Annotated in this window: 18 protein-coding genes; 5 read left to right on the plus strand and 13 right to left on the minus strand. The window is 69.7% G+C overall.

Going from position 1 to position 23,663, the window contains the following annotated elements; translation table 11 throughout:
• Positions 1 to 32: 32 nt before the first annotated feature.
• Entirely contained in the window at positions 33 to 1,220 is a 1,188-nt protein-coding gene (locus tag ACWCO8_RS10185; RefSeq protein WP_451031861.1) for an FAD-dependent monooxygenase, read from the minus strand.
• A gap of 105 nt (positions 1,221 to 1,325) precedes the next feature.
• On the opposite strand from ACWCO8_RS10185, the gene ACWCO8_RS10190 reads away from it, so the two are divergent.
• Both ACWCO8_RS10190 and ACWCO8_RS10195 read left to right on the plus strand, forming a co-directional pair.
• Positions 1,326 to 1,946 carry a TetR/AcrR family transcriptional regulator gene (locus tag ACWCO8_RS10190; protein ID WP_451031862.1) on the plus strand — a complete coding sequence of 207 codons (621 nt, stop codon included), beginning with the start codon at positions 1,326 to 1,328 and terminating at the stop codon, positions 1,944 to 1,946.
• Between the two features lie 52 nt (positions 1,947 to 1,998).
• The gene (locus tag ACWCO8_RS10195; protein ID WP_451031863.1) at positions 1,999 to 2,520 is read left to right on the plus strand and encodes a DinB family protein; all 522 of its coding nucleotides are present in this window, start codon (positions 1,999 to 2,001) and stop codon (positions 2,518 to 2,520) included.
• A 47-nt stretch (positions 2,521 to 2,567) separates the two neighbouring features.
• Here ACWCO8_RS10195 and ACWCO8_RS10200 read toward each other — a convergent pair whose 3' ends face one another.
• The 12 genes from ACWCO8_RS10200 to ACWCO8_RS10255 form a co-directional block, all read right to left on the minus strand.
• The gene (locus ACWCO8_RS10200; RefSeq protein ID WP_451031931.1) at positions 2,568 to 3,041 is read right to left on the minus strand and encodes a hypothetical protein; all 474 of its coding nucleotides are present in this window, start codon (positions 3,039 to 3,041) and stop codon (positions 2,568 to 2,570) included.
• Positions 3,042 to 3,135: 94 nt separating this feature from the next.
• Positions 3,136 to 3,819 (minus strand): uracil-DNA glycosylase, encoded by a 684-nt coding sequence (ung, locus tag ACWCO8_RS10205; protein ID WP_362009677.1) that lies wholly within the window; start codon positions 3,817 to 3,819, stop codon positions 3,136 to 3,138.
• Between the two features lie 94 nt (positions 3,820 to 3,913).
• Positions 3,914 to 5,491, minus strand: coding sequence for an ABC transporter substrate-binding protein (locus tag ACWCO8_RS10210; RefSeq protein WP_451031864.1), 1,578 nt, complete (start codon positions 5,489 to 5,491; stop codon positions 3,914 to 3,916).
• A gap of 150 nt (positions 5,492 to 5,641) precedes the next feature.
• A complete protein-coding gene (locus tag ACWCO8_RS10215) occupies positions 5,642 to 6,409 on the minus strand; it encodes an SDR family oxidoreductase (RefSeq protein ID WP_362009671.1) in 768 nt (255 codons plus the stop codon).
• 27 nt (positions 6,410 to 6,436) lie between these two features.
• Positions 6,437 to 7,198: a 3-oxoacyl-ACP reductase FabG gene (fabG, locus tag ACWCO8_RS10220; protein WP_362009668.1), complete on the minus strand. Its 762-nt coding sequence runs from the start codon at positions 7,196 to 7,198 to the stop codon at positions 6,437 to 6,439.
• A 149-nt stretch (positions 7,199 to 7,347) separates the two neighbouring features.
• Positions 7,348 to 7,731, minus strand: coding sequence for a DUF3037 domain-containing protein (locus ACWCO8_RS10225; protein ID WP_451031865.1), 384 nt, complete (start codon positions 7,729 to 7,731; stop codon positions 7,348 to 7,350).
• Complete coding sequence (locus ACWCO8_RS10230; RefSeq protein WP_451031866.1) at positions 7,728 to 8,573, minus strand: HipA family kinase; 846 nt, start codon at positions 8,571 to 8,573, stop codon at positions 7,728 to 7,730. Before ACWCO8_RS10230 ends, ACWCO8_RS10225 begins: the two co-directional genes overlap by 4 nt.
• A gap of 58 nt (positions 8,574 to 8,631) precedes the next feature.
• Positions 8,632 to 9,375, minus strand: coding sequence for a hypothetical protein (locus ACWCO8_RS10235; RefSeq protein WP_451031867.1), 744 nt, complete (start codon positions 9,373 to 9,375; stop codon positions 8,632 to 8,634).
• Complete coding sequence (locus tag ACWCO8_RS10240) at positions 9,372 to 9,926, minus strand: RNA polymerase sigma factor (protein WP_451031868.1); 555 nt, start codon at positions 9,924 to 9,926, stop codon at positions 9,372 to 9,374. The genes ACWCO8_RS10235 and ACWCO8_RS10240 overlap by 4 nt, the downstream gene beginning before the upstream one ends.
• A 74-nt stretch (positions 9,927 to 10,000) precedes the next feature.
• Positions 10,001 to 10,453, minus strand: a complete 453-nt coding sequence (locus tag ACWCO8_RS10245) for a hypothetical protein (protein WP_451031869.1) — start codon at positions 10,451 to 10,453, stop codon at positions 10,001 to 10,003.
• Between the two features lie 233 nt (positions 10,454 to 10,686).
• Positions 10,687 to 11,265, minus strand: coding sequence for a hypothetical protein (locus ACWCO8_RS10250; protein WP_362009653.1), 579 nt, complete (start codon positions 11,263 to 11,265; stop codon positions 10,687 to 10,689).
• Between the two features lie 30 nt (positions 11,266 to 11,295).
• A complete protein-coding gene (locus ACWCO8_RS10255) occupies positions 11,296 to 19,026 on the minus strand; it encodes a golvesin C-terminal-like domain-containing protein (RefSeq protein WP_451031932.1) in 7,731 nt (2,576 codons plus the stop codon).
• A gap of 1,284 nt (positions 19,027 to 20,310) precedes the next feature.
• Here ACWCO8_RS10255 and ACWCO8_RS10260 point away from each other — a divergent pair.
• From ACWCO8_RS10260 to ACWCO8_RS10270, 3 genes are all read left to right on the plus strand, one after another.
• Positions 20,311 to 20,787 (plus strand): MmpS family transport accessory protein, encoded by a 477-nt coding sequence (locus ACWCO8_RS10260; RefSeq protein WP_451031870.1) that lies wholly within the window; start codon positions 20,311 to 20,313, stop codon positions 20,785 to 20,787.
• Between the two features lie 60 nt (positions 20,788 to 20,847).
• A complete protein-coding gene (locus ACWCO8_RS10265) occupies positions 20,848 to 22,434 on the plus strand; it encodes an N-acetylmuramoyl-L-alanine amidase (RefSeq protein ID WP_451031871.1) in 1,587 nt (528 codons plus the stop codon).
• A gap of 354 nt (positions 22,435 to 22,788) precedes the next feature.
• Positions 22,789 to 23,310: a hypothetical protein gene (locus ACWCO8_RS10270; protein ID WP_451031872.1), complete on the plus strand. Its 522-nt coding sequence runs from the start codon at positions 22,789 to 22,791 to the stop codon at positions 23,308 to 23,310.
• The last annotated feature ends 353 nt before the right edge of the window (positions 23,311 to 23,663 follow it).

Below are 23,663 nucleotides of genomic sequence, written 5' to 3' on the forward strand. Positions count from 1 at the left end.
CGCGACGGCACCCGCCGTGCCGTTCGCGCTGGTCAGCTTACGCGGGGGCGATCACCCACGACGGGCGGGCGCCAGTCGGCGATGCCGTCGAAGCCGCGCAGCACGAGGCCGGGGCCGAAGCGCGAGACCGCCGCGATGAGCGCGTCGCGCGCGGCGACGGCGGGCCGGGCCGAGAGCAGCGTGAGCCGGCCGGTGCGGGCGGCCTTGCGGACGATGGCGGTGGTGCGCGGCAGCCGGTCGGCGGTGTACGCGGCGAGGGCGCCGCTCGGCGCGAGCCCCAGGACCGCGTGGTGGGCCAGGACGACGGCGTCCTCGATGGCCTGGTTGCCGCCCTGGCCGAGGGTGGGCTGCATCGCGTGGGCGGCGTCGCCGAGCAGGGCCACGCGGCCGTGGTGGAAGGCGGGCAGGGGGTCCGGCATGTGGTGGACGTCGTGGCGCAGGACGCCGTCGGGGGCGACGGAGGCGAGGATCTCGGGGACCGGGTGGTGCCAGCCGCCGAAGAGCCTGCGGAGTTCCGCCCGCTCGTCGTCGGGGGCCTGGGCGCCCGCGGGGGCGGCGGCCATGGCGTACGCGTAGACGCGGCCGTCCTTGAGCGGCTGGGTGCCCCAGAGGCGACCCCGGCCCCAGGTCTCGTGCGGGGCGAACGGGCTGTCGAGGGCGGGCACGACGACGCGCCAGGTCGTGAAGCCGGAGTACCTCGGTCCGGGGTGGTCGGGGAACAGGGCGCTCCGTACGGTCGAGCGGATGCCGTCGGCGCCGACGACCAGCTCGGCCTCGATGTCCCCGTCCGGGGTGCGGACGAGGGCGGGCCGGGTGTCGCCGCCGGGGTCGGCGACAGAGGCGGGCGCGCCGGTCCTGACGACGCCGTCGGGGAGGGCGCCGAGGAGGATCCCGACGAGTGTGGCGCGGTGCAATGCGACCAGCGGCCCGCCGAAGCGCTCGGCGGCGGCCCGGGCGCTGGTACGGGCGAGCCAGCGGCCGCCGGGCGCGCGCATTCCGCCGTCGCCCTGCCAGGCCGAGAGCGCGCGGACCTCGTCGCCGAGGGCGATGACGTCCAGAGCGCGCAGGGCATTGGGGGCGAGGCCGATACCGGCCCCGACCGGGGTGAGCGCGGCGGCCCGCTCCAGGACGGTGACGTCCCAGCCGCTCCGATGGAGGGCGACGGCGGCCGTGAGCCCTCCGACGCCTGCTCCGATCACGACGGCACGCTGCTGTTCCATGGCTTCCCCCTCGACGGCCACACTCGGCAACTACAGCTGTAGTTGCCGTCGCGAGGACGGTACTACAGCTGTAGTAAACGCGGTAGAGGTGGATAGGTTGTCCCCATGACCGCCCGCACCTCCGCGCCCGCCCTGGACTCCCCCGCCCCTGCCGTCTCCCGGCCCACCCTCATCGGTGACGCCGCGCTCGCCCTCCTCGTCGAGCGGGGGATGCGGGGGCTGACCCATCGCGCCGTGGACGAGCGCGCCGGGCTGCCCCAGGGGTCGACGTCGAACCACGCCCGCACCCGGCAGGCGCTGCTCGAAACGGCCGTCCGCAGGCAGGTCGAGCTGGAGTCGTCGGTGCTCACCCTGGACGAGCTGCCGGGACCCGACGCCGGGCCCGACGCCCTGGTGGACGCCCTGTCCCTGGCCCTGCACCGGTACCTCACCGACCACCGGGCGCTCCTCGTCTCGCGCTACGAGCTCGCCCTGGAGGCCACCCGCCGCCCCGAGCTCCGCGCCTTCTTCGACGCGGCGGGCTCGGCGAACTTCGACCGGCCGCTGATCGCGATGATGACGGCCGCCGGATCGGCGGCCCCGGCGCGGCACGCCCTGTCCCTGATCGCCTGGTGCGAGGGGCTGCTGTTCGCCTGCGCGGCGGGATCGTTCCACTCGGCCGTACCCACCCGTGCGGAACTGCGCACCGGGTTCCAGGAGTTGCTGCGGGGCATGCTCGGCGGGTGAGCCACGGCGTAACCCCCTGGCGCCGGCCCCGACGATGGGACACGATACCCGGATGGCTTCCGTCGATGACAGCGCGCGTACCGAACCGTCCACCCTCGCCGGCGAGCGCGAGATGCTCGAAGGCTGGCTGGACTACCACCGGCAGACCCTCGCCTTGAAGTGCCTGGGCCTGGACGAGACGCAGCTGCGCACCGCCTCCGCTCCCCCGTCGAACCTCACCCTGCTCGGCCTGGTCCGGCACATGGCCGACGTGGAGCGCGGCTGGTTCCGGCGGGTCATGGCCGGCGAACGGGCCGAGCGGATCTACAGCACGGCGGAGGACACGGACCGGGCGTTCCGGGTCACCGACGCGGACACCTGGGAGGAGACCCACGCCACCTGGCTGCGGGAGATCGAGGGAGCGCGCGCCGTCGCGGCGGCCCACGGCCTGGACGACGTGGGCGCGGGCAAGCACCCGAGCGGCGAGGTCTTCAACCTGCGCTGGATCTACACCCACATGATCGAGGAGTACGCGCGCCACAACGGCCACGCGGACCTGCTGCGCGAGCGCATCGACGGCGTGACGGGCGACTGACCGGGCGGCGGGCGACCGACAGCCCGGAGCGTGCCCCCACCCGCCCCCTACCGCCCCCGCAGCCGTGCCTCCAGGCGCTCGATGGCGGCCCTGACCCCGTTGCCGTAGCCGTCGTCGTCCAGGGCGTCCGAGGCGACGCGGGCCCGGTCGAGATGGACCCGGGCCGCGTCGAGTCGCTGGAGCTTGAGATAGTCGGCGGCCAGGTTGAGGTGGAGCGAGGGGTACAGGGCCCGGAGCGCGACGGCCGAGTCGTGGCCGGCCGACCGCTCCCCGTACAGCTCCTCGGCCGCGAGCAGGGCCCGCAGGTCCCAGGCCAGCTCGGCGTCCGGGTCGTCCTGCGCGTCGGCCATGTAGTGCGCGAGCGTGCAGCGGTGCAGGGGGTCGCCCTCCGGGCCGAGCTGCCCCCACAGCTCGACGAACCGGTTGCGCGCCTCCTCGCGGTCTCCGCCGTGGAGCAGCATCGTCGCCTGCCCGATCCGGGTCAGGACGCCGTCGTCCGCCACCTGCTGCTGCTCGGTCACTGCGGCCTCCACGCGCTCACCGTCCGGGGGCTCCGACGCTAACCGCCGAGGCCCCCGATCCGGCACAGGCTCGGGTGGCGGCCCGTCGGACGGCTCAGCCGAGGTTCGGGACGCGCCAGTCGATCGGCTCGTGGCCCTGGGCGGCGATGGCCTCGTCGATCTGGGTGAAGGGGCGGGAGCCGAAGAACTTCTTCGCCGACAGCGGCGAGGGGTGCGCGCCCTTGACGACGACGTGCCGCTCCTCGTCGATCAGCGGGAGCTTCTTCTGGGCGTAGTTCCCCCAGAGCACGAAGACCGCCGGGTCGGGGCGCGAGGCCACCGCGCCGATCACCGCGTCCGTGAACTTCTCCCAGCCCTGGCCCTTGTGCGAGTTCGCCTCGCCGGCCCGGACGGTGAGGACCGCGTTGAGCAGCAGCACGCCCTGCTCGGCCCACGGCATCAGATAGCCGTTGTCGGGCACGGGGTGGCCCAGCTCCTCCTGCATCTCCTTGTAGATGTTCCGCAGGGAGGGCGGGGTCTTGACGCCCGGCCGGACGGAGAAGCAGAGGCCGTGCCCCTGCCCCTCCCCGTGGTACGGGTCCTGTCCGAGGATCAGGACCTTCACCTTGTCGTACGGCGTCGCCGCGAGCGCGGCGAAGACCTCCTCGCGCGGCGGGTAGACCGGCCCCTTGGCCCGCTCCTCCTCGACGAACTCGGTCAGCTGCTTGAAGTACGGCTTCTGCAGCTCGTCCCCGAGGACGCCGCGCCAGGACTCGGGCAGCATGTCGGTGTCGGTCACGTCAACAACCTCCGGTAGGCGATCTCTTCTACGCCTCAGAACCTACCGGGGGCCACTGACAACGGTGCCGCTCGGGCCGCCTACCGGCGGCCGTCTACCAGCTCGCCCTGCGGCTGAGCTCCCACATCTGCATGACGGTCTGCGGGTCGAGGGCGCGCTCGGCGCCGCCGATGTCCTCGCTGGCCGCGATGTAGAGCTTGCCCTGCCACAGCGGAAGCAGCCGGACGTCCTCGACCATGATCTCCTGGGCCTTGCGGAACTGGGAGACGGCCGCCCCGCGGTCGGACTCGCGCCGCGACTTCGGCAGGATCTCGTCGGTGATCTCGGGGCTCAGGTACGGCGTCCCCAGGGCGTTCTGCTTGCCGACGAACGGGGAGATGAAGTTGTCCGCGTCCGGGAAGTCGGGGAACCAGCCTCGGCCGAAGACCGGGTACTGCCCCTTCTGGTAGCCGGCGGCGAACTCCTTCCACGGCTTGCTCTGCAGGGTCACCCGGAACAGCCCGGAGGCGTCCAGCTGCCGCTTGAGCTCGGCGAACTCCAGCGCGGTGCCGGAGCCGTACCGGTCGGTGGTGAACCAGAACGTCAGGTCGACGGGCTTCTTGATCCCGGCGTCCTGCAGGATGTCCCGCGCCTTGGAGACGCTCGGCTCGCCGAAGCGGTCGAAGAACTCGGTGGTGTGGCCGACGATGCCCTTCGGGACCATCGAGTACAGCGGCTCGGCCGTGCCCTTGTAGGCCTTGTCGACGAGCTCCTCACGGTCGACGAGCTGCGCGATCGCCTTCCGGACGGGCTCCTTGGCGACCGAGGGGTCCTGGGCGTTGAAGACGAGGTAGCGGATGTCGGCGCCCGGCGACTCGATCAGCTGGAGGTGCTCGTTGGCGTCGCTGGCGCTCTGGAGGTCGACGACCTCCTCGGCGGTGAGACCGCGGTAGGTGGCGTCGATCTCCTTCTTCTTCAGCGCGGCGACCATCGGCTCGGACTCCTTGAAGTACCGGATGGTCACGCCGGCGTTCTTGCGGTCCGCGAACCCCTTGTAGGTGGGGTTCTTGGTCAGCTCGGCCTTCTCGCCCTCGGTGTACTCGTCGAGGACGTACGGACCGGAGCCGGTGAGCTCGCCGTCCTCGCGGAGTGCGTCGGCCGGGTACTCGGCCGGGTCCACGAGCGACATGGCGGGCGTGGCGAGAACGAACGGGAAGGTCGCGTCCGGCTTGTTCAGCTTGAAGACGACCGTGCGGTCGTTGACCGTCTCGATCTTGTCGAGCGAACCGAGCATCCCGTTCGGGCCGCCGTCGGCGTCGATCTTCCGGATGCGCTCGATCGAGTGCTGCACGGCCTTGGCGTCCAGCGTGTTGCCGTTGGAGAACTTCAGCCCGTCGAGGAGGGTGCACTCGAAGATCCGGCTGGCGGTGTCCGTGAATTTGCAGTCGGCCGCGTCGGACTGCGGGGACGTACTGCCCGTCGGGAAACTCACCAGCGTCTGGAAGACATTTCGGAACAGCTCCCAGGAATTGTCCCAAGCGGCTGCCGGATCGAGCGTGGTGGGAGAACTCGTCGTGCCGACCACGAGTCTCTGGTCCGCCGCGGATTCATTGTCCGAAAACAGCCCGCATCCGGACACCAGGGATATGGACGCAAGGGCTGCAGCGACCTGCAGACTGGTCCGGTTGAACACGTGCGCACGCTCCTCGTTCAGCCTTGGGTCGGCCGACCATACCGCAGCGCCCCGCCAGGTCAATGTTCGACCCTGACGGGGCACTTGAGGCATTCGACGATTAACCGGGGTCAAACCGGTCAGAAATTCAAGCGAGTGTCCGGATATCGGTCACCCGACACCGGCGTTGAGGAAAATCCCCCCGTCGACCACGAGAGTCTGGCCCGTGATCCAGTCCGACTGGTCGGACGTGAGGAACGCGGCGGCGCCCCCGATGTCCTCCGGGACGCCGAGCCGCCCGAGCGGGTAGGCGGCGGCCGCCTCGGCCTCCCGGCCTTCGTAGAGGGCCTGCGCGAACTTGGTCTTCACCACCGCCGGGGCGATCGCGTTGACCCGGACGACTGGCGCGAACTCGTGCGCGAGCTGGAGGGTCAGATTGACCATCGCCGCCTTGCTCATTCCGTACGCGCCGATGAAGGGCGAGGGGGAGATTCCGGCGACCGACGCGATGTTCACGATCGCGCCGCCGTTGTCCTTCTGCCAGGCGTGCCAGGTCTGCTGGGCGAATCCGAGCGCGGAGATCACATTCGTCTCGTAGACCTTGCGGGCGACATTCAGGTCGAGATCGGCCATCGGTCCGAACACCGGGTTCGTCCCGGCATTGTTCACCAGGAAGTCGACCCGGCCGAAGGCCTCCATGGTCGCCGCGACGGCGGCGGCCTGGTGGGCCTCGTCGTGGGCCTTTCCGGGTACGGCGATGACCCGGTCGGAGCCGAGCTGCTCGACGGCCTCCTTGAGGGCCTCCTCGCCGCGTCCCGTGATGCAGACCCGGTCGCCCCGGGCGACGAGGGCCTCGGCGACGCCGTAGCCGATGCCCCGGCTCGCGCCGGTGACGAGGGCGACCTTGCCGGACAGCTCGGGCAGTTCCTTCGTGCTCATGTACGTCTCCTCATTCCCGCGCGGGCGTCAGTTGAGCGGGCCGCCGGCCACGTACAGGACCTGGCCGGAGACGAAGCCGGCGTCGTCGCCGGTGAAGAAGGCGATGGCGTTGGAGACGTCCTCGGGCCTGCCGACGCGCTGCACCGGGATCATGGAGGCGGCCGCGGCCTGGAAGTCCTCGAAGCCCATGCCGACACGCTCGGCGGTCTGCGCGGTCATCTCGGTGACGATGAAGCCCGGGGCGACGGCGTTGGCCGTGATGCCGAACTTGCCCAGCTCCTTGGCGAGGGTCTTGGTGAAGCCCTGCAGACCGGCCTTGACCGCCGCGTAGTTCGCCTGGCCCCGGTTGCCGAGCGCGGAGGACGAGGAGAGCGAGACGATACGGCCGAAGCCCGCGTCCACCATGTGCTTCTGGCAGGCCTTGGCCATCAGGAACGCACCCTTGAGGTGGACGTTCACGACCAGGTCCCAGTCCGACTCGGACATCTTGAAGAGCAGGTTGTCGCGGAGCACGCCCGCGTTGTTGACGAGGATCGTCGGCGCGCCGAGCTCGGTGGCCACGCGGGCGACGGCGGCCTCGACCTGGGCACTGTCGGAGACGTCGCAGCCGACGGCGATGGCGGTGCCACCGGCGGCGGTGATCTTCTCGACGGTGTCCTTGCAGGCCGCCTCGTCGAGGTCGAGTACGGCGACGGCGCGGCCCTGCGCGGCCAGCCGTACGGCGGTCGCCGCTCCAATGCCCCGCGCCGCGCCGGTCACGACGGCTACGCGCTGCTCGGTGGTCGACATGCTGATTCTCCTCGCCCTTGGATCATCCCTGGTTGCGGCCCGCTCCGTGCGTCCCCCACGTACATGAGCGACCGCTTAGTACCTTCGCAGACGAGACGCTAGAAGCCCTGGCACCCGGTGTCAACGGCACACCGGGTGCACCGGCCCACTCAGCGCACAAGGAGGTCGAGCAGCCGGTCGACCTCGCCCTCGGGATCGAGGGTCAGACCGGTGTGCACGGGCCCGGGCTGGACGACGGTGGAGCGAGGCGCGATGAGCCACCGGAACCGCCGCCCCGCGTCGTCGCGGGAGGCCTGTCCGGCGTCCTCGCCCCCCAGGCAGACCCCCTCGACGGCGTGCAGAGCGGCCCGTACGCCGACGACGTCCGCGCCGGGGTCGAGCGCGCGGAGCTTGCCCTCGTCGAGATGGGTCCGGGCGGCGACGAAGGACTTGGCGCGGCAGTAGACCACCACACCGGCGTTGAAGCACTCACCGCGCTCGACGCGTGGCACGACGCGCAGCAGCGCGTACTCGAAGACATCGCGGTCGGTCACGTGGTGCGGTCCTTCTCGGTGGAGTGCGGCCGGGGGGCGAGGCGCTCGGCGAGCCAGCCGGGCGGCTGCGCGGGCCGGCGCTCGACGCGCGGGCCGAGGGTGATGCGCTCGTGGATGGTCGCGGCGCGCGGCAGCAGGGCGTCCACGTAGGCCCGGCGCAGCGCGTCGGTGCTGTCGAAGCCGGGCTCGTCGACGAGCCACTCGTCGGGCACGTCGGCGGCGACCTCCTCCAGGAGCTCCCGTGTGACGAGCGGCGCCAGCTCGACAGCGGCGGCGGCGATGTCCGGCGAGAACGGCGCGAGGGCGTGGTCGGAGGCGTCGTACGGCTTGGCGGCGGACGCCTGGGCGCCGGGCCAGTTGTGGTGCCAGATCATGGTGGCGCCGTGGTCGATCAGCCAGAGGTCGCCGTGCCAGACGAGCATGTTGGGGTTGCGCCAGGACCGATCGACGTTGTTGATGACGGCGTCGAACCAGACGACCTTGCCCGCCTCCTTCGAGTCCACCTCATAGGCGAGCGGATCGAACCCGAGGGACCCGGGCAGATAGTCCATCCCGAGGTTGAGCCCCCCACTGGCCTTCAAGAGCTCCTGCACCTCCTGGTCGGGCTCGGAGAGCCCGATGACGGGATCGAGCTGGATCCCGACCAGCTCGGGCACCCGCAGCCCGAGCCGCCGCGCGAGCTGCCCGCACACAACCTCGGCGACGAGCGTCTTCCGCCCCTGCCCGGCGCCGGTGAACTTCATGACGTACGTACCGAGGTCGTCGGCCTCGACGATGCCCGGGAGCGATCCACCCTCACGCAAAGGCGTGACATAGCGAGTCGCTGTCACTTCTGTAAGCATTTCGCCAGGCTATACGGCACGACCCTGACGATCGCCGACGGCGGCTGTCCGGGCACCCTCAAGGCCGAGGAGGGTCGTCCTTGCCGTTCGGGTTCGGTGAGCGTTGGTCTCGGGCGTCGCCGACCGCGTCGGGGGTGGTCTTGTCCGAGGCCGGGGAGCGGTCGGTGAGCGTCGCGCAGTAGGACGGCACCGCGTTTTCGCCGCCGGCCGCCGCGATCAGGCGTCGCCAGGCGGTCGAGTCCAAGGCCTTGCCGCCGCGCTCGGTCTTCTTCTCGTACGCCCGGCACAGCGCTTCGTGGCTCTGCTCGGCGCCCGGCGGAGTGCGCTCCGATGTTCGCGGCGTCGGCCCGGCCGTCTCCGGTCCCGGTGCCGTCGACGCGGCCGACCCCGAAGGCGATCCAGGCGGGGCGCCCTTCTCGGGCGATGGAGGCACGAGTGCGCCGCGGCTCGGCTCGGGACGGCGCTCCGGCGCCTCCGAGAACGGGCTCGGCAGGCCTCCGGCGGCCAACGCCACACCGCCCAGCGTCACGCTGGTGACCAGCGCGGCCAGCGCCGCCTTCGGCCAACGCCCCCTGCGGCGCTCCGCTGCCGGCCGCCAGTCGTCGCGGCGCCGGGTCCGCCGCGCGGCGGCATCGGAGTGGATGCCCGCGTCGCGCGCGGCGCGGAACGCGGTGACCGCTCGCCGCACCGCGTCCTCGTCTCCGTCCTCGGCCATGGGCTGGTCCGGACGCAGCGCAGCTCTCAACGCCCGCGTCACAGCGTCGTCTTCGTGGTCGTCGTCCCGCTCACGGCCCTGTCTCATCCTTCACCTCCCCGCAGCTGTCTGGCCAGGCGTCGCAGCCCGCGATGCGCAGCGGACCGTACCGCACCGGGCCGCTTGCCCAGCACGCGTGCCGCGGCCGGACCGTCGAGTCCGACGACCACCCGCAGCAGGACGGCCTCCGCCTGGTCCCGGGGGAGGCCTGCGACCATCTCTAACGCCTCCGCGGTCGACACCGCCTCCAGGGCCTCGCCGGCGGTGTCCCGCTGCGCGGGCAGCTCCAGCACGTCCTGGTCCAGCACGTCCTGCCGCGGGCGGGAGCGCATCCGCCGAAGGTGATCGAGCGCGCGGTGCCGAGCGATGGTCGCGGTCCAGCCGCGGAAGCCCGCGCCGTCACCGCGGAACCGCCCGAGGTCCCGTGCTATCTCCAGCCAGGCGTCGGAGGCCACGTCCTCGGCGTCCTCGCCGACCATCCCTCGCAGGTATCCCAACAGCCCCGGGTGCACGAGGCGGTACGCGTCGGCGAACGCCGCCTCGTCTCCGCCCTGGGCCCGCTCGACGGCGTGCCCCAGCACAACATCGTGAGCCCTCATGCGTGTTATCGGTCTTCCTGCGTGAACTGTGCGGGACGCGGCGGCTGATCGCGCCGCCGGACGGCCCCGGCCAGCTACCTTACGTGTCCCGCGGCGCAGCCCGTGAGCGGGGCGGTGCGGGCTCGTCCCGGGAAAAGCAGGGAGAGTTCGTACACGGACTCGCCGGCTCCCAGCTCGAAGCGGTTCACGACCTTGCCCAGCGGGTTCCAGGCCCTTCCGTCGGGGCTCCGGATGCCGACCGGCTGCCGAAAGAGCCCGTACATCTCGTCGTCGAAGTCGACCCAACGTGCGCCGGAGCGGCGTACGAACACCTCGCCGGCGTAGGCGCCGAGCCCTTGAAGGGCCGGTCCGACGGCGGCGGGGTCGTCACCGCTCCGTCTCAGCCCGTCCACCACGCGGTCCACGATCCGCAGGCTCCTCACCGAGTAGTCCAGCGGCAAGCGCGTCCTCACGGTCGCGCGGGAGACGAACACGGCGGCGTGTCGGCTCATGTCGGCGGCTCGCAGCGTGCGGCTGACGCGGTCCATGGTTCCCACCCCTCGTACGCGAACCGGTGCGGTACCCCGGTCCTCCGTCGTTCTCCGAGGTGCCACGGGTGCGCCGTGCCCCTCTCGGAATCCAGCGGAACGAGAGGCCGGACCATCACGGCTTCCCGCTGTGATCACCGCCACATCCCGCCGCAAAGGAACCGCCGGGCACCTGTCGGTGCCCGGCGGCCTGGTGCGGACGGGTGGTCAGTCGACCGGTCCGGCGGGGGCGGTCACTCCGCCCACGGGTCGAGCCCCTGCTCCAGCAGGCGCTCCTCCTCGCTCTCGCTCAGCAGGAGCGCGGGATGCCTGCCCCAGAGCGAGAGGTCGCTCAGGGGGTTCGCCGGGAACTCGGCCCGCAGGACGCGGACGAGAAACTCGACCATCCCGCAGTCGTGGCGACGCCAGATGCCCTTGCCCCGGTGGTACACGAGCACCGGCCACGCGGACGGGTCGTCACCGGAGGCGTCCCAGCAGACGATGTCCGCCGCCGCGTCGGAACCCCAGGCGATCAGCCGCGGCCGCGCCCCCTCGAGCTCGGGCTCCTTCCCGAAGTTCGCCCAGGCGTCCTCGGCGGTGAGGGTCTCCACGAGCATGCCGCCGTAGGGCGACGTCAGCTCATCCGCTTTCGGCTCGGGGACCTGGACCTGGAAGAAGTTGTCGATCGCCCCGGGTCCCCACACCTCCATGAACGCGCGGTAGTCGGGCGGGAACTCCGTGCCCCAGGACGCGTTCATGACGGCCCAGTCGACGGGCGCCTCGGGTGCCGTCCTCGGCGGCATGAGCTGCCGCAGTGTCTCCACATCAGTCATCGCGGTGCCTCCTGCTCCTTCCGGTCGCCGTCATTCCATCGCTCCCGTCGGAACCTGCCGGCCGGTGTTCTGATCGTTGAACATGCCGAGGTTGCGGCCCGCCAGGGTGTTGGAGATGAAGGTGTCGATGGATATTCCGGCACTTCCATCCGGATTCGTGCCTTGTGCGTAGATGGCGAATCCGGTGGGTACGGTACGGCGGCCACTGTATCGGGGGGTCACCGAGTAGTAGACGTCCTGCCCTGCCTGCACGGCCGCGGCGATGTCCGCCTCGTACTTGGCCATGTTGTTGTCGCCCTGCTGGGATCCGATCTGCTTGGCGTTGGCTCCACGGGCGCACGTGGCGAGGTTCCGCGGGTCCGTACCCGATCCGGTCAGCTGGTTGGCCAGCAGGTGGCAGGCGTTGATGTTCTCCCGGATCGGCCGCGCGCCGAGGAAGCCGGCGGTGCGCTGCGCCCACCGGTACCCCGGAGGCGTGAACACGCGGGTGTCGGTCTCCGAACCCGAGTGGGAGGCCACGTACTCCTTGGTGAGGCAGGAGGTCATGCCGGTCGCCCGGCTGCCGTTGCTCTTGTCCACGTCGCCGTGCTGAACCCAGCCGGACCCGCACTTGCCGCTGTCGTCGTCCTCGTCCGGCGAGGGCCGGGGCGCCGGCTTGGGCTTGGGCTTGGGCTGCCTGGCCCGGTCGATGGCGTCGTTGATGCCGCGCGCGGTGGACACCAGCGCGTCACCGAGGCTGTCCGCGAGACTCGGACGGCCCTGCTGCTCCGCGACCACCTCGTCGGTGGCGACGACCGCGACCGCGACGAGGGCGATGACGATGGGGATCGCGATGGCGAAGTGCCCGTCGACCTCGACGTTGCTGATCGGGTTGCCGCCGGTGAAGGCGTAGCGGTTGCCGGTGAAGGGGTCGCTGCCGAGCCCCATGTCGGCGAGGGCGCCGTTGTACATGTCCCGGGTGGTGAAGCGGTTGAGACCCGGGTCGTAGTTGCGGAAGCCCATGTCGTAGGTGCCGGACTGGGCGTCCCACCGCTTGGCGTTGTAGCGGTAGGAGTTGTACTCCTCCTTCGTCGGATCGCCGGCGTCGGGCTTGTCGATGCCGGTGAACTCGGTCGTGTCGTTGCTGCCGTAGGCGGTGTAGCCGTAGGTGGCCTTGGTGTCGCCGTTCCTGTCGGTCAGCGTGTCGACGTCGGTGTGGCTGTTGTAGCCGTAGAAGCCGTCCTCGGTGGTCCCGTCGGTGTTGTGCTTGACCTGGGAGAGCCGCTCGCCCCACGGCGAGTACTGGTACGACTTGGTGAGCTTGCCGGCGACCTCCTCGTTCAGCACCTCGCCCGAAAGACCGAGGTACGTGTACTGCGTGGTCTTGCCGTCGGCCGTCTTCGACGTGGTGCGGTCCAGCGGATCGAAGGCGTAGGTCGTCGACTTCATCACGCCGGAGCCGTCCCGCTGCTGGGACTCGACGACATGGTCGAAACCGTCGTAGACGTTCCGGGAGACGACCTGCCCGCCCTGCGTGACGGACTCGGTCCGGCCGAAGGGGTCGTAGTTGAAGGTGGACGTGGTGCCGCCGGTGGTCGACGTCTGCAGCCGGTTGCGGTCGTAGGCGAAGGCGGTGGAGGTGCCCTTCACGTTCTGGCTGACCACATTGGCGTTGTCGTCGTGGACGTACGTCTCGGTGCCCGCGCCGTTGCCCGTCTTGACCGCCTTGGCGAGGCGGTCGGCCGGGTCGTACGCGTAGTCGGTGGTGGAGTCGAGGTACGCCGCGTGGTTGTCGGCGTTCATCTTCCTGACCACGTCCTGCGCCTTGTTGCCGTTGGCGTCGTAGGCGTAGGTGTGCGAGGCGACGAGGGTGCCGTTGCCCTTCTTCTCCGTGGTGGTGCGGACCGCGCCGTCGAGGAAGTAGGCCCTGTCGACGGTGTTGCCGTTGGCCTTGGTCTCCCGGGCGACCGCACCACGGTCGGTGTAGGTGTACGAGGACACCTTCGGGGAGGGGTCCGTCGGGCTCGTCCCGACCGACACCGTCTTGACCAGTTCACGCGGGTCGTAGGTGTAGCGGGAGAACTGGTCGGCGTGCGTGACCGTCTCCGGCTGGCTGTTGGCGTCGTAGGTGTAGGTGCTGGACTTCTTCTCCTGGCCGGCGAGCGCCTCGGTCACCTTCTGGACCTGGTTGAGACCCGTGTAGGCGATCGTGTAGGCGTCGACCTTGGCCCCGGACGAGGTGTCGTCGATCGAGGTCAGGTTGCCGTTGAGGTCGTACGCGTAGGCGAAGGTGTGCTTCTCGGTGTCGGACTCGGACGACGTGTCGCGCACGAGCTTGACGCCGTCGGCGACGACGACGCCCCCGCTGCTCTGAGCGAGCTGGAGCTTCGCCGTGTTGCCCTGGGTGAAGGCGTAGGAGCCGATCGGGACCCAGGTACCGGTCTGCGCGTTCTGGTCCTTGGTGACCTCCGTCGTGCCGCCGCTGTGGGTGACCGTGTACTTCGCGGCCGCCGTCGCGCCGGTGACCCTGGGGTACTTGACGTACGCGGTGTACGTGCCGTCCTTCGGGACGTTGAGCGTCCAGGTGTAGGCGTCGGTGCCCGCGCCCGAGGCGTGCGTCCGGTGGTCGTACCCGGTCTGGCCCGTGGCGCTGCCGGCGGTCCAGGTGCCGGTGGAGGACGTGTGCTGGGTGTCGGAGTTGTCGACGAGCACGACCGCACTGCCCACCGGGACGCCGTCGTCCGTCTTGGACTTGAGCCTGCCGTTCGGGTAGTACGACCAGCCCATGGTGCGGCTGGAGGAGCCGCCCGCCGACGTCAGCGTCCGCGAGGTCTGCTGGCCGATGGCGTTGTAGTCGTAGGAGGTGACGATGGACCACGGGTCGGTGGACGCCTTCGACCAGCCGTTGTCGAAGTACTCGAAGACCGTGTCGTTGCGGACCGTCTGGCCCTCCGACGGGGGCATCGAGGTCCTGGAGACCCTCCCGACCTCGTCGTAGAAGGTCTGGGTGTAGACGTCCGGCTTGTTGTAGCGGGGGTCGGCGGGGTCGTACGGCTGGAACTGCTTGACCGGGCGGTTCAGCGCGTCGTACTCGGTACGGGCGGTGAAGTCGTCGGCCGTGGCGGTGGCGGAGCCCCGCGGCGAGATCGCCTTGGTGGCGTTGCCGACCTGGTCGTACTCGTACCGCGTCGTGCGGTGGACGATGTCCGCGCCGGTGCCGGAGTGCGGCGCCTTGACCTCGGTCTGGCGGCCGCGCTCGTCGTAGGTGATGGTCGACGTGTTGTTCTCGGCGTCCGTCGTGGAGACCAGCAGCGAGTCCTTGTCGTACGCGCGCGTGCTGGACTTGCCGAGAGCGTCGGTGAGTTCGACCGGGCGGTGGTTGAGGTCGAAGAGCGTCTTGGTGGTGTAGTCGGTGGCGTCGGCGGTGGCGTTCTTCTTCGGATCGACGACCGTGACCACGTTGCCGACGTTGTCGTAGGTGTAGGAGATCTTGTCCCCCACCCCGTTGATCACGGAGACGAGCTGGTAGATCTCGTCGTAGGTGTTGGTGGTCGCGTAGTCGGACGGGTCCGCCGGGGTGAGGAGGCCCTTCGGCTCGGTCGTCGTCCGGAGATGGCCGGCCTTGTCGTAGGAGTAGGTCGTCGTCCGCACCGGTGCCGTCGGCGAGTCCTTCGGGGCCGTGCCCGAGGTGATCTGGTCGGCGGCGTCGTACACGGCCGTGGACACCGCGCCGTGCGGCGCCGTGACGCTCGTGACGTTGTCGTTGGCGTCGAAGACCGGTGCCGGAGTGGTGATCAGCTCCCCGGCGGCCTGGTCCTTGGGCGCGGTGGAGGCCAGCGGGCGCCCGAAGGTGTCGTACGCCTGCGTGGTCCTCTTCCCCAGCGCGTCGGTGACCTCGGTGACCTGGCCGCGCACGTCGTAGAGGTACGACGTGGACTCGCCCAGCGCGTCCGTGATGGTGGCCGGGTAACCGGTCGCCACGAAGTCGCTGTTGACCGTCGGGTTGCCGTTGGCGTCGGTCGCCCTGGTCAACTGACCGTAGGAGTCGTAGTCGTACGACGTGGTGTAGTCACCCGCCGTCGGGGTGGCGACGCCCTTCGGGTCGGTGACGGTCTTCAGGTTCCCGTACGTGTCGTAGCCGAACTGCCACTTGCGGCCCTCGGGAGACGTCTTGGTGAAGAGGTCGGCCGAGAAGCCGTCGAGGCGTGTCTGGTAGCTGTAGCGGGAGGAGTTCGCCGGGTACGTGCCCGGTGCGCACTCCCCCGCCGTGGGCACACCGCCCTTGTTGTTCTCGGCGTCACGCGACCAGAGCGGGTAGCCGGTCTTCTGGTCGTAGCAGTACGCGGTCTTCGCCCCGTTGGCCTCCTCCATGTACGTGACGTTGTTGTCGGCGTCCCACGACATCTTCGTGGTCTGTGACTTGGCGTTGGTCGTCTGGACCGGGCGGCCGAAGTCGTCCGTCACGTAGTCGGTGGCCCGGGACTCGGCGTCGGTGACCTTCGTGTCCGTGAACTTCGTGTTCCCGGCGTTCACCGCGTAGGCGAAGTCCGTCGGACCGCCCAGACGGTCCGTGATCCGCTGCGTCCACCAGTGGTACTTCGGGTCGCCACCGGTCTGCGGCGCGTAGTAGGCCAGGTTCGTCGCGTTGCCGCGCGGGTCGGTGGCCTTGACCAGCTTGACGTTCTTGTTCCCCTGCGTGGCGTCGTAGGTGAACTTGAAGTCCTTGGGCTGGCTGGACCCCACGCCGTCGGTGATCTGGCCGAGCAGGCCCTTGTCCGTGTAGTAGAAGGAGATCTTGCGCCCGGAGATGTCCGTCATGGACTTCACGTGGTCGTAGATCTTGGAGTTGGTCAGGTTCGAGCCCGTGACCTTCGCGCCCGAGTCGTTGATGTACTCGTAGGACGCGTCTCCCTTCTTGTAGTGGTCGACGGTGAGCGACTGGCGGCCGGCCGGGTCCGTGACATAGGTCAGGAACTTGGTCGGCTTGTTGTTGGACTTGCGCTCCTCGTAGGTGAACGTCTGTGTGTTGCCGTTCTTGTCCACCGTCGAGGTCAGGTAGCCGTCGCAGCCGAACAGGAACCGCGTTCCATCGGGCCTGGTCATGGTCCAGGCGTCGGGTACCGGGTCCTTGGTGGGCTTGCAGTCCAGGCCCGCCTTCATCGTCAGCTTGTAGTGGACACCGGCCGGCGCCTTCCACACGCTGTTGGCGGCGTCCCAGCGGAAGACGTGCGTGGTGCCGTCACCGTCCGGGAGGCGGATCTCCGTCGGGTTCGGGTTCGGGTGGAAGTCCAGCGGCGCACCGAGCCGGATCGGCCCCGCGGCCTGCATCGACCAGCCATGCCCCGCGACGGTGTCGGAGGTGTCCTGCGAGTTGTAGGCGAACCGGACGAAGGTGCTCAGACCACGGCCCGGATTGCTGAAGGCGTTGTACTGCCAGACGCCGTTGCCTGAGGACAGGTTGTTCATCAGCGTGGAGCCGGCGCCGGTGTTCTTGCCGGTGTAGCTGTAGAACTTCTCCAGGCCGAGGCTGTTGGAGGTGGGGTCCTCGACCGCGACGTTCTGCTTCAGTGCCGGGATGCCGCCCGTGCCGGCGGACAGCCAGCTGCCGTCGGAGATCTTCCGGATGTCCCAGCCCAGCACGTACTCGTTGCGCTTGTTGCCGGAGTCGGAGTTGATCGGGGTCTTGACCTGTGCCTGGATGGTGGCGGACTTGCCCGGCAGCAGGGCCGGGACCGCCGTCTTGAGCTGGTTGCCGCCGGTCGTCACGTCCGTGCCGTCCGGGAGCTTCCAGGTGTAGGACAGCTCGCGCTCGCCCGCGGCCCAGGCCGTCGAGGTCGTGTTGGTGACCGTGAACTCCACCGAGTACGTGGAGTTCGGGGTCATCCGTGCCGGCGTCTGCGGCGCGTAGTACGTGTCCTCGGTCGTCGCGTCGACGTAGATGACCTGCATGTACGGACGCAGCTGCGGGTCGGACGCCTCGGACGACAGGAACAGCGTGCGCTCCTGCGGGCCGGTGGTGGTCTCGTCCTTCAGCTTGACCAGGACGCCCTTGTTGTTGGCGGGGGTGCGTACCCAGGACTGCATGAGTCCGGTGGCGTCCCACCAGTGGCGGCCGACCTCGTCGGTGATCTGCGGGACGGTGTCGGCTACGGCGGCCGAGAAGTCACCGCCCGCGGTGGTCCACGGGGTCGTGGAGTTGGCGTTGTTCCACGTGGCCTGGGTCTCGGTGAAGTCCCGGGTCAGGGAGTGGAGTTCGTAGATCGCGCCGTTGGTGGTGCTGGTGGTCTCGGCGCCCCACAGGTACATCTTGTTCTCCAGCACCGTGGCGGTGGTGGGGATGTCCGTGGTGGGGAACTTGATGGCGGCGCGGGTCTTGCCGTACGTACCGGAGTTGTTGCCCACGCTCAGCCAGGTCTGCGCCTTGCCGGAGACCAGGCCGTCGTGGTTGACGGTCGGCTGCTGCGAGGAGAGCGTGGTGTCGGTCTGGCCCGCCTGGATGATCTTCATCGTCCGACCGGCCTTGGGGATGCCCACGATGCGGGTCGGCGACCCGAGGAGCTGACCGTTCTTGGTCTTGACCGCGAGCTGGTAGTAGTACGACTTCCCGATCTCGCTGGAGCTGGAGTCCGGGGTCGGCACCGCCGTGGTGTCGGTGTACGTCGTAGCGGTCGAGCCGATCGGCGCGATCAGCGTCGCGGCGGACGGGGTGAAGGCCTGCTGCGTGGAGCGGTGCAGCTGGTACTCGACCATGTCCAGACCGGTGTCACCAGTGGTGTTGGCGTACGCCGGCCAGGAGAGCTCCGGGCCGGTGGAGTGGACCACGGTCGGCGAGTTCAGCGACGTACCGACGGCCCCGTAGGTCACCGTCAGACGCGGATAGGTGGAGGTCTCACCGCCGTAGGCGTTGCCGTCGGCCGCCCCGTAGCGCGGGCCGCCGGTCGGCGCGGTGCCCGACTCGTCCTTCGCCTTGAGCACGAAGCCGTGGTTGGTCGCCGTGCCGGAGACCCACTTCTGGACCGTGTCGGCGACGGGGAAGTCGTGCCACTTGTTGTAGTCCCAGGCCGCCTTGGTGATCTCGGCGGGGTTCACGAGGCGTACCGAGTCGGCGAGCGTACGGGTCGTCGCCGAGCCCGTGTCGCCCAGGACGACCTTGCCGGCGTTGCCCTTGGCGAAGCTCAGCTCCGCGGCGTCCAGGGTCTTCCAGACGCCGCCGGTGCCGGTCTGGTTGACCGTGTAGTTCTTGGTGCCGCCGTTGTGGGTGACCGTGTACGGGGCGGCCGTGGCGGCGTCCGCCGCGGCCGGGTAGTGCACGTCCACCCGGTACGTGTCGGTCTCCGGGACCCTGGGCTGCCAGGTGTAGGTCTCGCCCGTGAGCGCGTTCTTGTTGGAGGCGTAGTCGTCGTTGGTCGCCGCGCCACCGGTCGTGGTGGACCGCGGCCACTCACCGACCGCCGCGGTACCGACGTCACCGTCGTCCAGCTGCACCGTGGTACCGGACAGCTCGCCCACCAGAGCGCTGGTGTTGGACCAGGTCGCGGGCGTCGCGCCGGCCTCGCTCCACGCCCCGGTGGCCCGGTGCGCCTCGAGGGCGACAACGTTGCCGTTGGTCGTGTGCGACTGGTCGTAGTACAGACTCAGCCGTGCCGCATCGACCTTCACCCCCGCCGGGATCTCGGTCAGCGGGAACTTGATCAGCGAACGGGCGATGCCGGTGTCCGTCTTGCCGACCGACAGCTTCCAGGTGTTGTTGAAGTTCACCGCCGGCTGGTCCGACAGGACCATCGTGTCCTCGGAGACCGAGGCGATCGGCGTGATCGTGATCGTCGGATCGATGACGACCGGGTACTGACGCTCCTTCGCCGCGAGCCACGTGGCATCCGGCGTGATCGTCAGCTTCCAGCCCTTGCCGTCGGCGTCCCGGGCCAGCTTCTGGGTGACCCTGGTGCTGTACGTACCACCGGTGACCGACTGCGGATCCTTCTTGGCGTCCGTCATGTACGGAGCCGGGATCACCATCACCGGAGTGCCCGGAGCCTCGCCGAAGAAGGCGATCGAGCCGTCCTTGCGCGTCTTCGGCGTCAGGCCGCCCTCGGTGTCCAGAGTGAAGGTGAACGACACCGGACCGGCCGGGCGCTCGGCGAGGACGATGTCCTCCTTCACCTGACCGTTGCCGACCCGGTACGACAGGTCCGCGCCGGCGACGGCGTCCTTGTAGAGGACCCGGTCACCCTTCGCCTCGGGCTTCAGCGCACCCGCACCGGCCAGGCCGAACGTGACCGCCCCACCGCCCTCCGCCTCGAACCGCATGAACCTGTCGGCGTCGGAACCGAACCAGCTCTTGCCGGCGTTCGCGGTGTTGGCGAAGTCGAAGCCCTTGTCCTGGGTGGCACCCACCTCGGTCGTGATCGGCTTCCAGGAACTGCCCGACCTGTACGAGGTCGGCACGGCCGTCAGTTCCGCTTCGATCCGGCCGTCCGACATTTGCCAGAAGCGTGCCTGCGACGTCCGCTTGCCCGCGAGTTCCTTGACCCGCTTCGCCTTCGGGAGCTTCTCCCCCTTCGGCGACTTCTCCCGGCTGGGTATCTCCAGGTTCCCGCCGACCGGGGGCTTCGCCTCGCCCTGGTCGTCGTCCTCGTCCGAGAACCAGCCCGCGATGGTGTCGACAACGCCCTTGTCGTCGTCGGTCGACGGTGATTGCGGAGCCGCATGGGCGATCTGCGGCAATAGCGTGCCCGCCACCGCCGACACGACAAGACAGGAGAGATATCTCCTGAACGGAACTTTCACCTCTGTACCTTTCGGTATCGGCGCACCCGCTTCACTGCACGCGAAATGGGCACGCCGAACGAGCCGCGGCGGCTTTTCGCCCGGCTTGAAGAATGTGGGTGTTGCAGGGGGCTTTCTAATCAGTCTTCTGACGCCCGGTCAACCCTGAGGGCATAGCGGACAATCGTGTGACGGAGAGAGGTGCCGTTCGCCCGATTCTTCCGCTCGCTCGCGAAGGAGTGACGGCGTGGTGTATAACCGCCCGGTTCATCTGTCAGCTCACGAAAGCCGGGCTCTTTCATGTCGTCCAATGAACTCGCGGAAAGCGCGGTGCGGGAGGAGAACGAGCACGAGAGCACGGGGGCCTCCCCGGACCGGCGGGGGTCGCTGATCGCCGGCATCGCCCTGCTCGCCTGCTTCGGGCTGGTCGGCTACGGCGTCCTCGACACCGACGAAAAGCCGAAGCCGAGCGCGGCACCGACGGCCGAGGTGACGTACGAGGTCTCGGGGACGGGGGTCGCCGAGATCTCCTACCTCGCCCGCAGCGAGGCCGGCACGGCCACGGTCGAGAAGGCCGTCACGCTGCCCTGGAAGAAGTCGGTCCAGGTGCCTCTCGGCCAGGCCCCGACCGTCGCCATTGTCCTGGACGGGAAGGGCGGGCAGGCGTCCTGCGCACTGGCGATCCGCGGCAAGCACGTCCAGCGCGCCACCGCCATGGGCGAGTTCGGGCGCGCCACGTGCACCGGCGACCTGCCGCCCGGCGACGGCCAGGGGTGAGGCAGCACCCCACGGCCGGCCGAAGACACCGCTCAACCACATACGTACGAGGGATGGGACATGAGTCCAAGAGGAGCCCGCGCCAGGCGGGCGAACGGAAAGAAGCGCGCGGTCTGGCTGGCGGCGGGAGTCGTCGTCCTGGCAGGCACGGGCGTGACAGCCGTCGGCGCCTCCGGAGGCAGCGAGGATGCCGGGCCCGGTGACGGGTCGCGACCGCCCAAGGCGCATGTACTGGCCCTGGACGGCAAGGACCCGAAGAGGCGCTCGCTCCCGCGCACCGGGACGCAGACGTTCTCGCTCATCGGCGCCTCGTGGGAGGACAGCGGCGACACATTCGAGGGCACCGCTCAGATTCGTACCCGCAAGGCGGCCACCGGCGAGTGGAGCGAATGGCGCGACCTCGACTTCGACATCCGGGCGCCGGAGTCCGCCGAGGGCCGCGCGACGGACGTGCGCGGCGCCTCGGAGCCGTTGTGGGTCGGCCCGTCGGACGGCGTCGAGGCGCGAGTCGTCGCAAACGGCGAGGAGACCGCGGTGCCCGACGCACTCCGGCTCGACATGATCGACCCCGGCCAGACCGTCAGAGGCAAGGGCGACGGCAAGGGGAGCGGGAAGGAGAAGGGCAGGCCCACCGCCTCCCCCGACGCCACGCGCACCACCCCCGTCGCCCCCGCGCCGACCGACGCGTCGACGACGGCCGCGCCCAGCGCCGAACCGGGCGACACGACGGGAGGCTCAGGCAGCGGCGAGGCATCGCAGCCTCCGACAGGGGATCCGACGGAATCGGCCAGTGCGTCCGAGGCCCCGGCTCCCACCACCGCCCCGACCGAGTCCGCCCCGGGCCCGACGGAAGCACCGACGGAGGAACCCACCGGGGCTCCGACCCAGGCGCCCACCGAGGAGCCCTCGGCCGAGCCCTCCACCAGTGAGCCCCCGACTCCCGGCACGACACCCACGGAGAACCCCACCGGACCGGAACCCACCACCGAGCCCAGCCGCACCTCCGAGCCCAGCACCACCGCTCCGACGGCTCCGACCGCTCCCGCCATCGTCAGCCGTGCCGACTGGGGCGCCGACGAGTCGCTCGTCGAGGACGCGCCCTCGTACCTCAACAAGGTCGACGCCGTCTTCGTCCACCACACCGCCGGGACGAACGACTACACCTGTGCCGACTCTCCGGCCATCATCCGCGCGATCCTCACGTACCACGTGCGGACGAACGGCTGGAACGACATCGGCTACAACTTCTTCGTCGACAAGTGCGGCACGGTCTTCGAGGGCCGTGCGGGTGGCGTGGACCGACCGGTGCTCGGGGCGCACACCTACGGGTTCAACAGCTACTCCTCGGGCATCTCCCTGCTCGGCGACTACGAGAACGGCGGGACGCCGACCGCCGCGGCCACGCAGGCCATCGCCGACCTCACCGCCTGGAAGCTCGGTCTGCACGGCGTCGACCCGCAGGCGAAGGTGACGCTCACGGCCGCCGCCGACACCGGCGTCTGGACCAAGGGCCAGGCCGCGACGCTGCACACCGTCTCCGGCCACCGCGACGGCTACGCCACGCTCTGCCCGGGCGCGAGCCTGTACTCCGCGCTCCCAGGTATCCGTACGGCCGCGGGCAGTTCCCCCTACGCCACCGGAAACTGACGGGCACGCCCCGCGAACAAGGCGGCCGGGACCTTTGGGACAGGGCCCCGGCCGCCCGACCTTCGTGTAGGCCCTCGGTTCGTCGAAAGGGCGCGGCGCTCACCGCCACGCGTTCAAGGCGGCCCGGTTATACAGGTTTTGTGGCACCAACACGAGGCGACGGACAATGCGGACAATCGACGGGCAACGCTGCTTGCAAGACCCCCGTTCACAAGGGGTATGAAACGGCCTTTGAGATCCGCGATCGAGGCCGTTGTTGGATAAATCTGCATACTGAAGCACTCGGTCCAGCGGATGTCCGACACCGTAGAACCAAGCGATACAGTCCCGACGGACAGAATCCAGGGAGGACACATGGCCGTTGACGTGCCGGTGCAGCTGACGTACGTGGTGACTTGGCGGGAGATATCTGACGGATTGAAAATTCAGCTGCGGCACAGCCCGGCCGGCCGATGGATGTATCGCGTCCTGTGGGCAGCGGCGGGCCTGCTCGGCGTGGTGATCATCGCGAACGTGTTGACCAGGGGCACTGACGCCCCAGGTGTGGGCTTGTGGAAGTTCCTGGCCCTCGCCTATCTCTCCTTGGTCGCCTTCCGCTGGTTGATGGCTCTGGCCCTGCTCGCCTACGCCCGGCATCTGGGCGAACACCGCGTGACAGTCGACGAGTCAGGGATCGAGACCGTTTCCGCGCGGCACACGCTCCACACCGGTTGGGGGTTCTACGGGCGCGCCGTTGAGGGTCGGCGCGTGTTCGTGCTGCTCACCCCCGATGTGTGGGGAACGGGAGTGATGGTCCTGCCCAAGAGCGGTCTGGATTCGGCGCAGGACTCCGAGCGACTTTGGACGCTGATCACCACACACCTCGGGGGCAGTTGACCGCCCCTTCGGCCGGGCAAAGGGGCGGCCGGGCAAAGGGGCCTTCCGATGGGAGCGGTGAGGTGATCCCGCTAAGGTCGCGCAGGGAACTGTCGTTGGGGGGTGGCAGCTTGCGTACACGGGTGTGGGCAGTAGCTGTGGGGGCGCTTGCCAGTCTGGGCGTAGCCCTGGCCATTGTGCTGGCTTTGGCCGGAAATGCCGCTACTGAGTCTGCGCGTTGGCCAGGGCTTCTCGATGAGCTGCGACAGAATCCCTGGTGGTCTGTCGGCGTCTTCGGGGTGCTTGCCGTCATTTCGGGCGGCATCGCGGCACGGTTGCAGTTACGCCCGCCGGTGGGACTGAACGATCCGCCG

The organism is Streptomyces sp. NPDC001927, from assembly GCF_053594455.1.

Excerpts from the sequence above, each read along its gene's own strand:
- ACWCO8_RS10185 (WP_451031861.1), bottom strand. The coding sequence starts at position 1,220 with ATGGAACAGCAGCGTGCCGTCGTGATCGGAGCAGGCGTCGGAGGGCTC.
- ACWCO8_RS10190 (WP_451031862.1), top strand. The coding sequence starts at position 1,326 with ATGACCGCCCGCACCTCCGCGCCCGCCCTGGACTCCCCCGCCCCTGCC.
- ACWCO8_RS10195 (WP_451031863.1), top strand. The coding sequence starts at position 1,999 with ATGGCTTCCGTCGATGACAGCGCGCGTACCGAACCGTCCACCCTCGCC.
- ACWCO8_RS10215 (WP_362009671.1), bottom strand. The coding sequence starts at position 6,409 with ATGAGCACGAAGGAACTGCCCGAGCTGTCCGGCAAGGTCGCCCTCGTC.
- fabG (WP_362009668.1), bottom strand. The coding sequence starts at position 7,198 with ATGTCGACCACCGAGCAGCGCGTAGCCGTCGTGACCGGCGCGGCGCGG.
- ACWCO8_RS10230 (WP_451031866.1), bottom strand. The coding sequence starts at position 8,573 with ATGCTTACAGAAGTGACAGCGACTCGCTATGTCACGCCTTTGCGTGAG.
- ACWCO8_RS10235 (WP_451031867.1), bottom strand. The coding sequence starts at position 9,375 with ATGAGACAGGGCCGTGAGCGGGACGACGACCACGAAGACGACGCTGTG.
- ACWCO8_RS10240 (WP_451031868.1), bottom strand. The coding sequence starts at position 9,926 with ATGAGGGCTCACGATGTTGTGCTGGGGCACGCCGTCGAGCGGGCCCAG.
- ACWCO8_RS10245 (WP_451031869.1), bottom strand. The coding sequence starts at position 10,453 with ATGGACCGCGTCAGCCGCACGCTGCGAGCCGCCGACATGAGCCGACAC.
- ACWCO8_RS10250 (WP_362009653.1), bottom strand. The coding sequence starts at position 11,265 with ATGACTGATGTGGAGACACTGCGGCAGCTCATGCCGCCGAGGACGGCA.
- ACWCO8_RS10255 (WP_451031932.1), bottom strand. The coding sequence starts at position 19,026 with ATGGTCCTGTCGGACCAGCCGGCGGTGAACTTCAACAACACCTGGAAG.
- ACWCO8_RS10260 (WP_451031870.1), top strand. The coding sequence starts at position 20,311 with ATGTCGTCCAATGAACTCGCGGAAAGCGCGGTGCGGGAGGAGAACGAG.
- ACWCO8_RS10265 (WP_451031871.1), top strand. The coding sequence starts at position 20,848 with ATGAGTCCAAGAGGAGCCCGCGCCAGGCGGGCGAACGGAAAGAAGCGC.
- ACWCO8_RS10270 (WP_451031872.1), top strand. The coding sequence starts at position 22,789 with ATGGCCGTTGACGTGCCGGTGCAGCTGACGTACGTGGTGACTTGGCGG.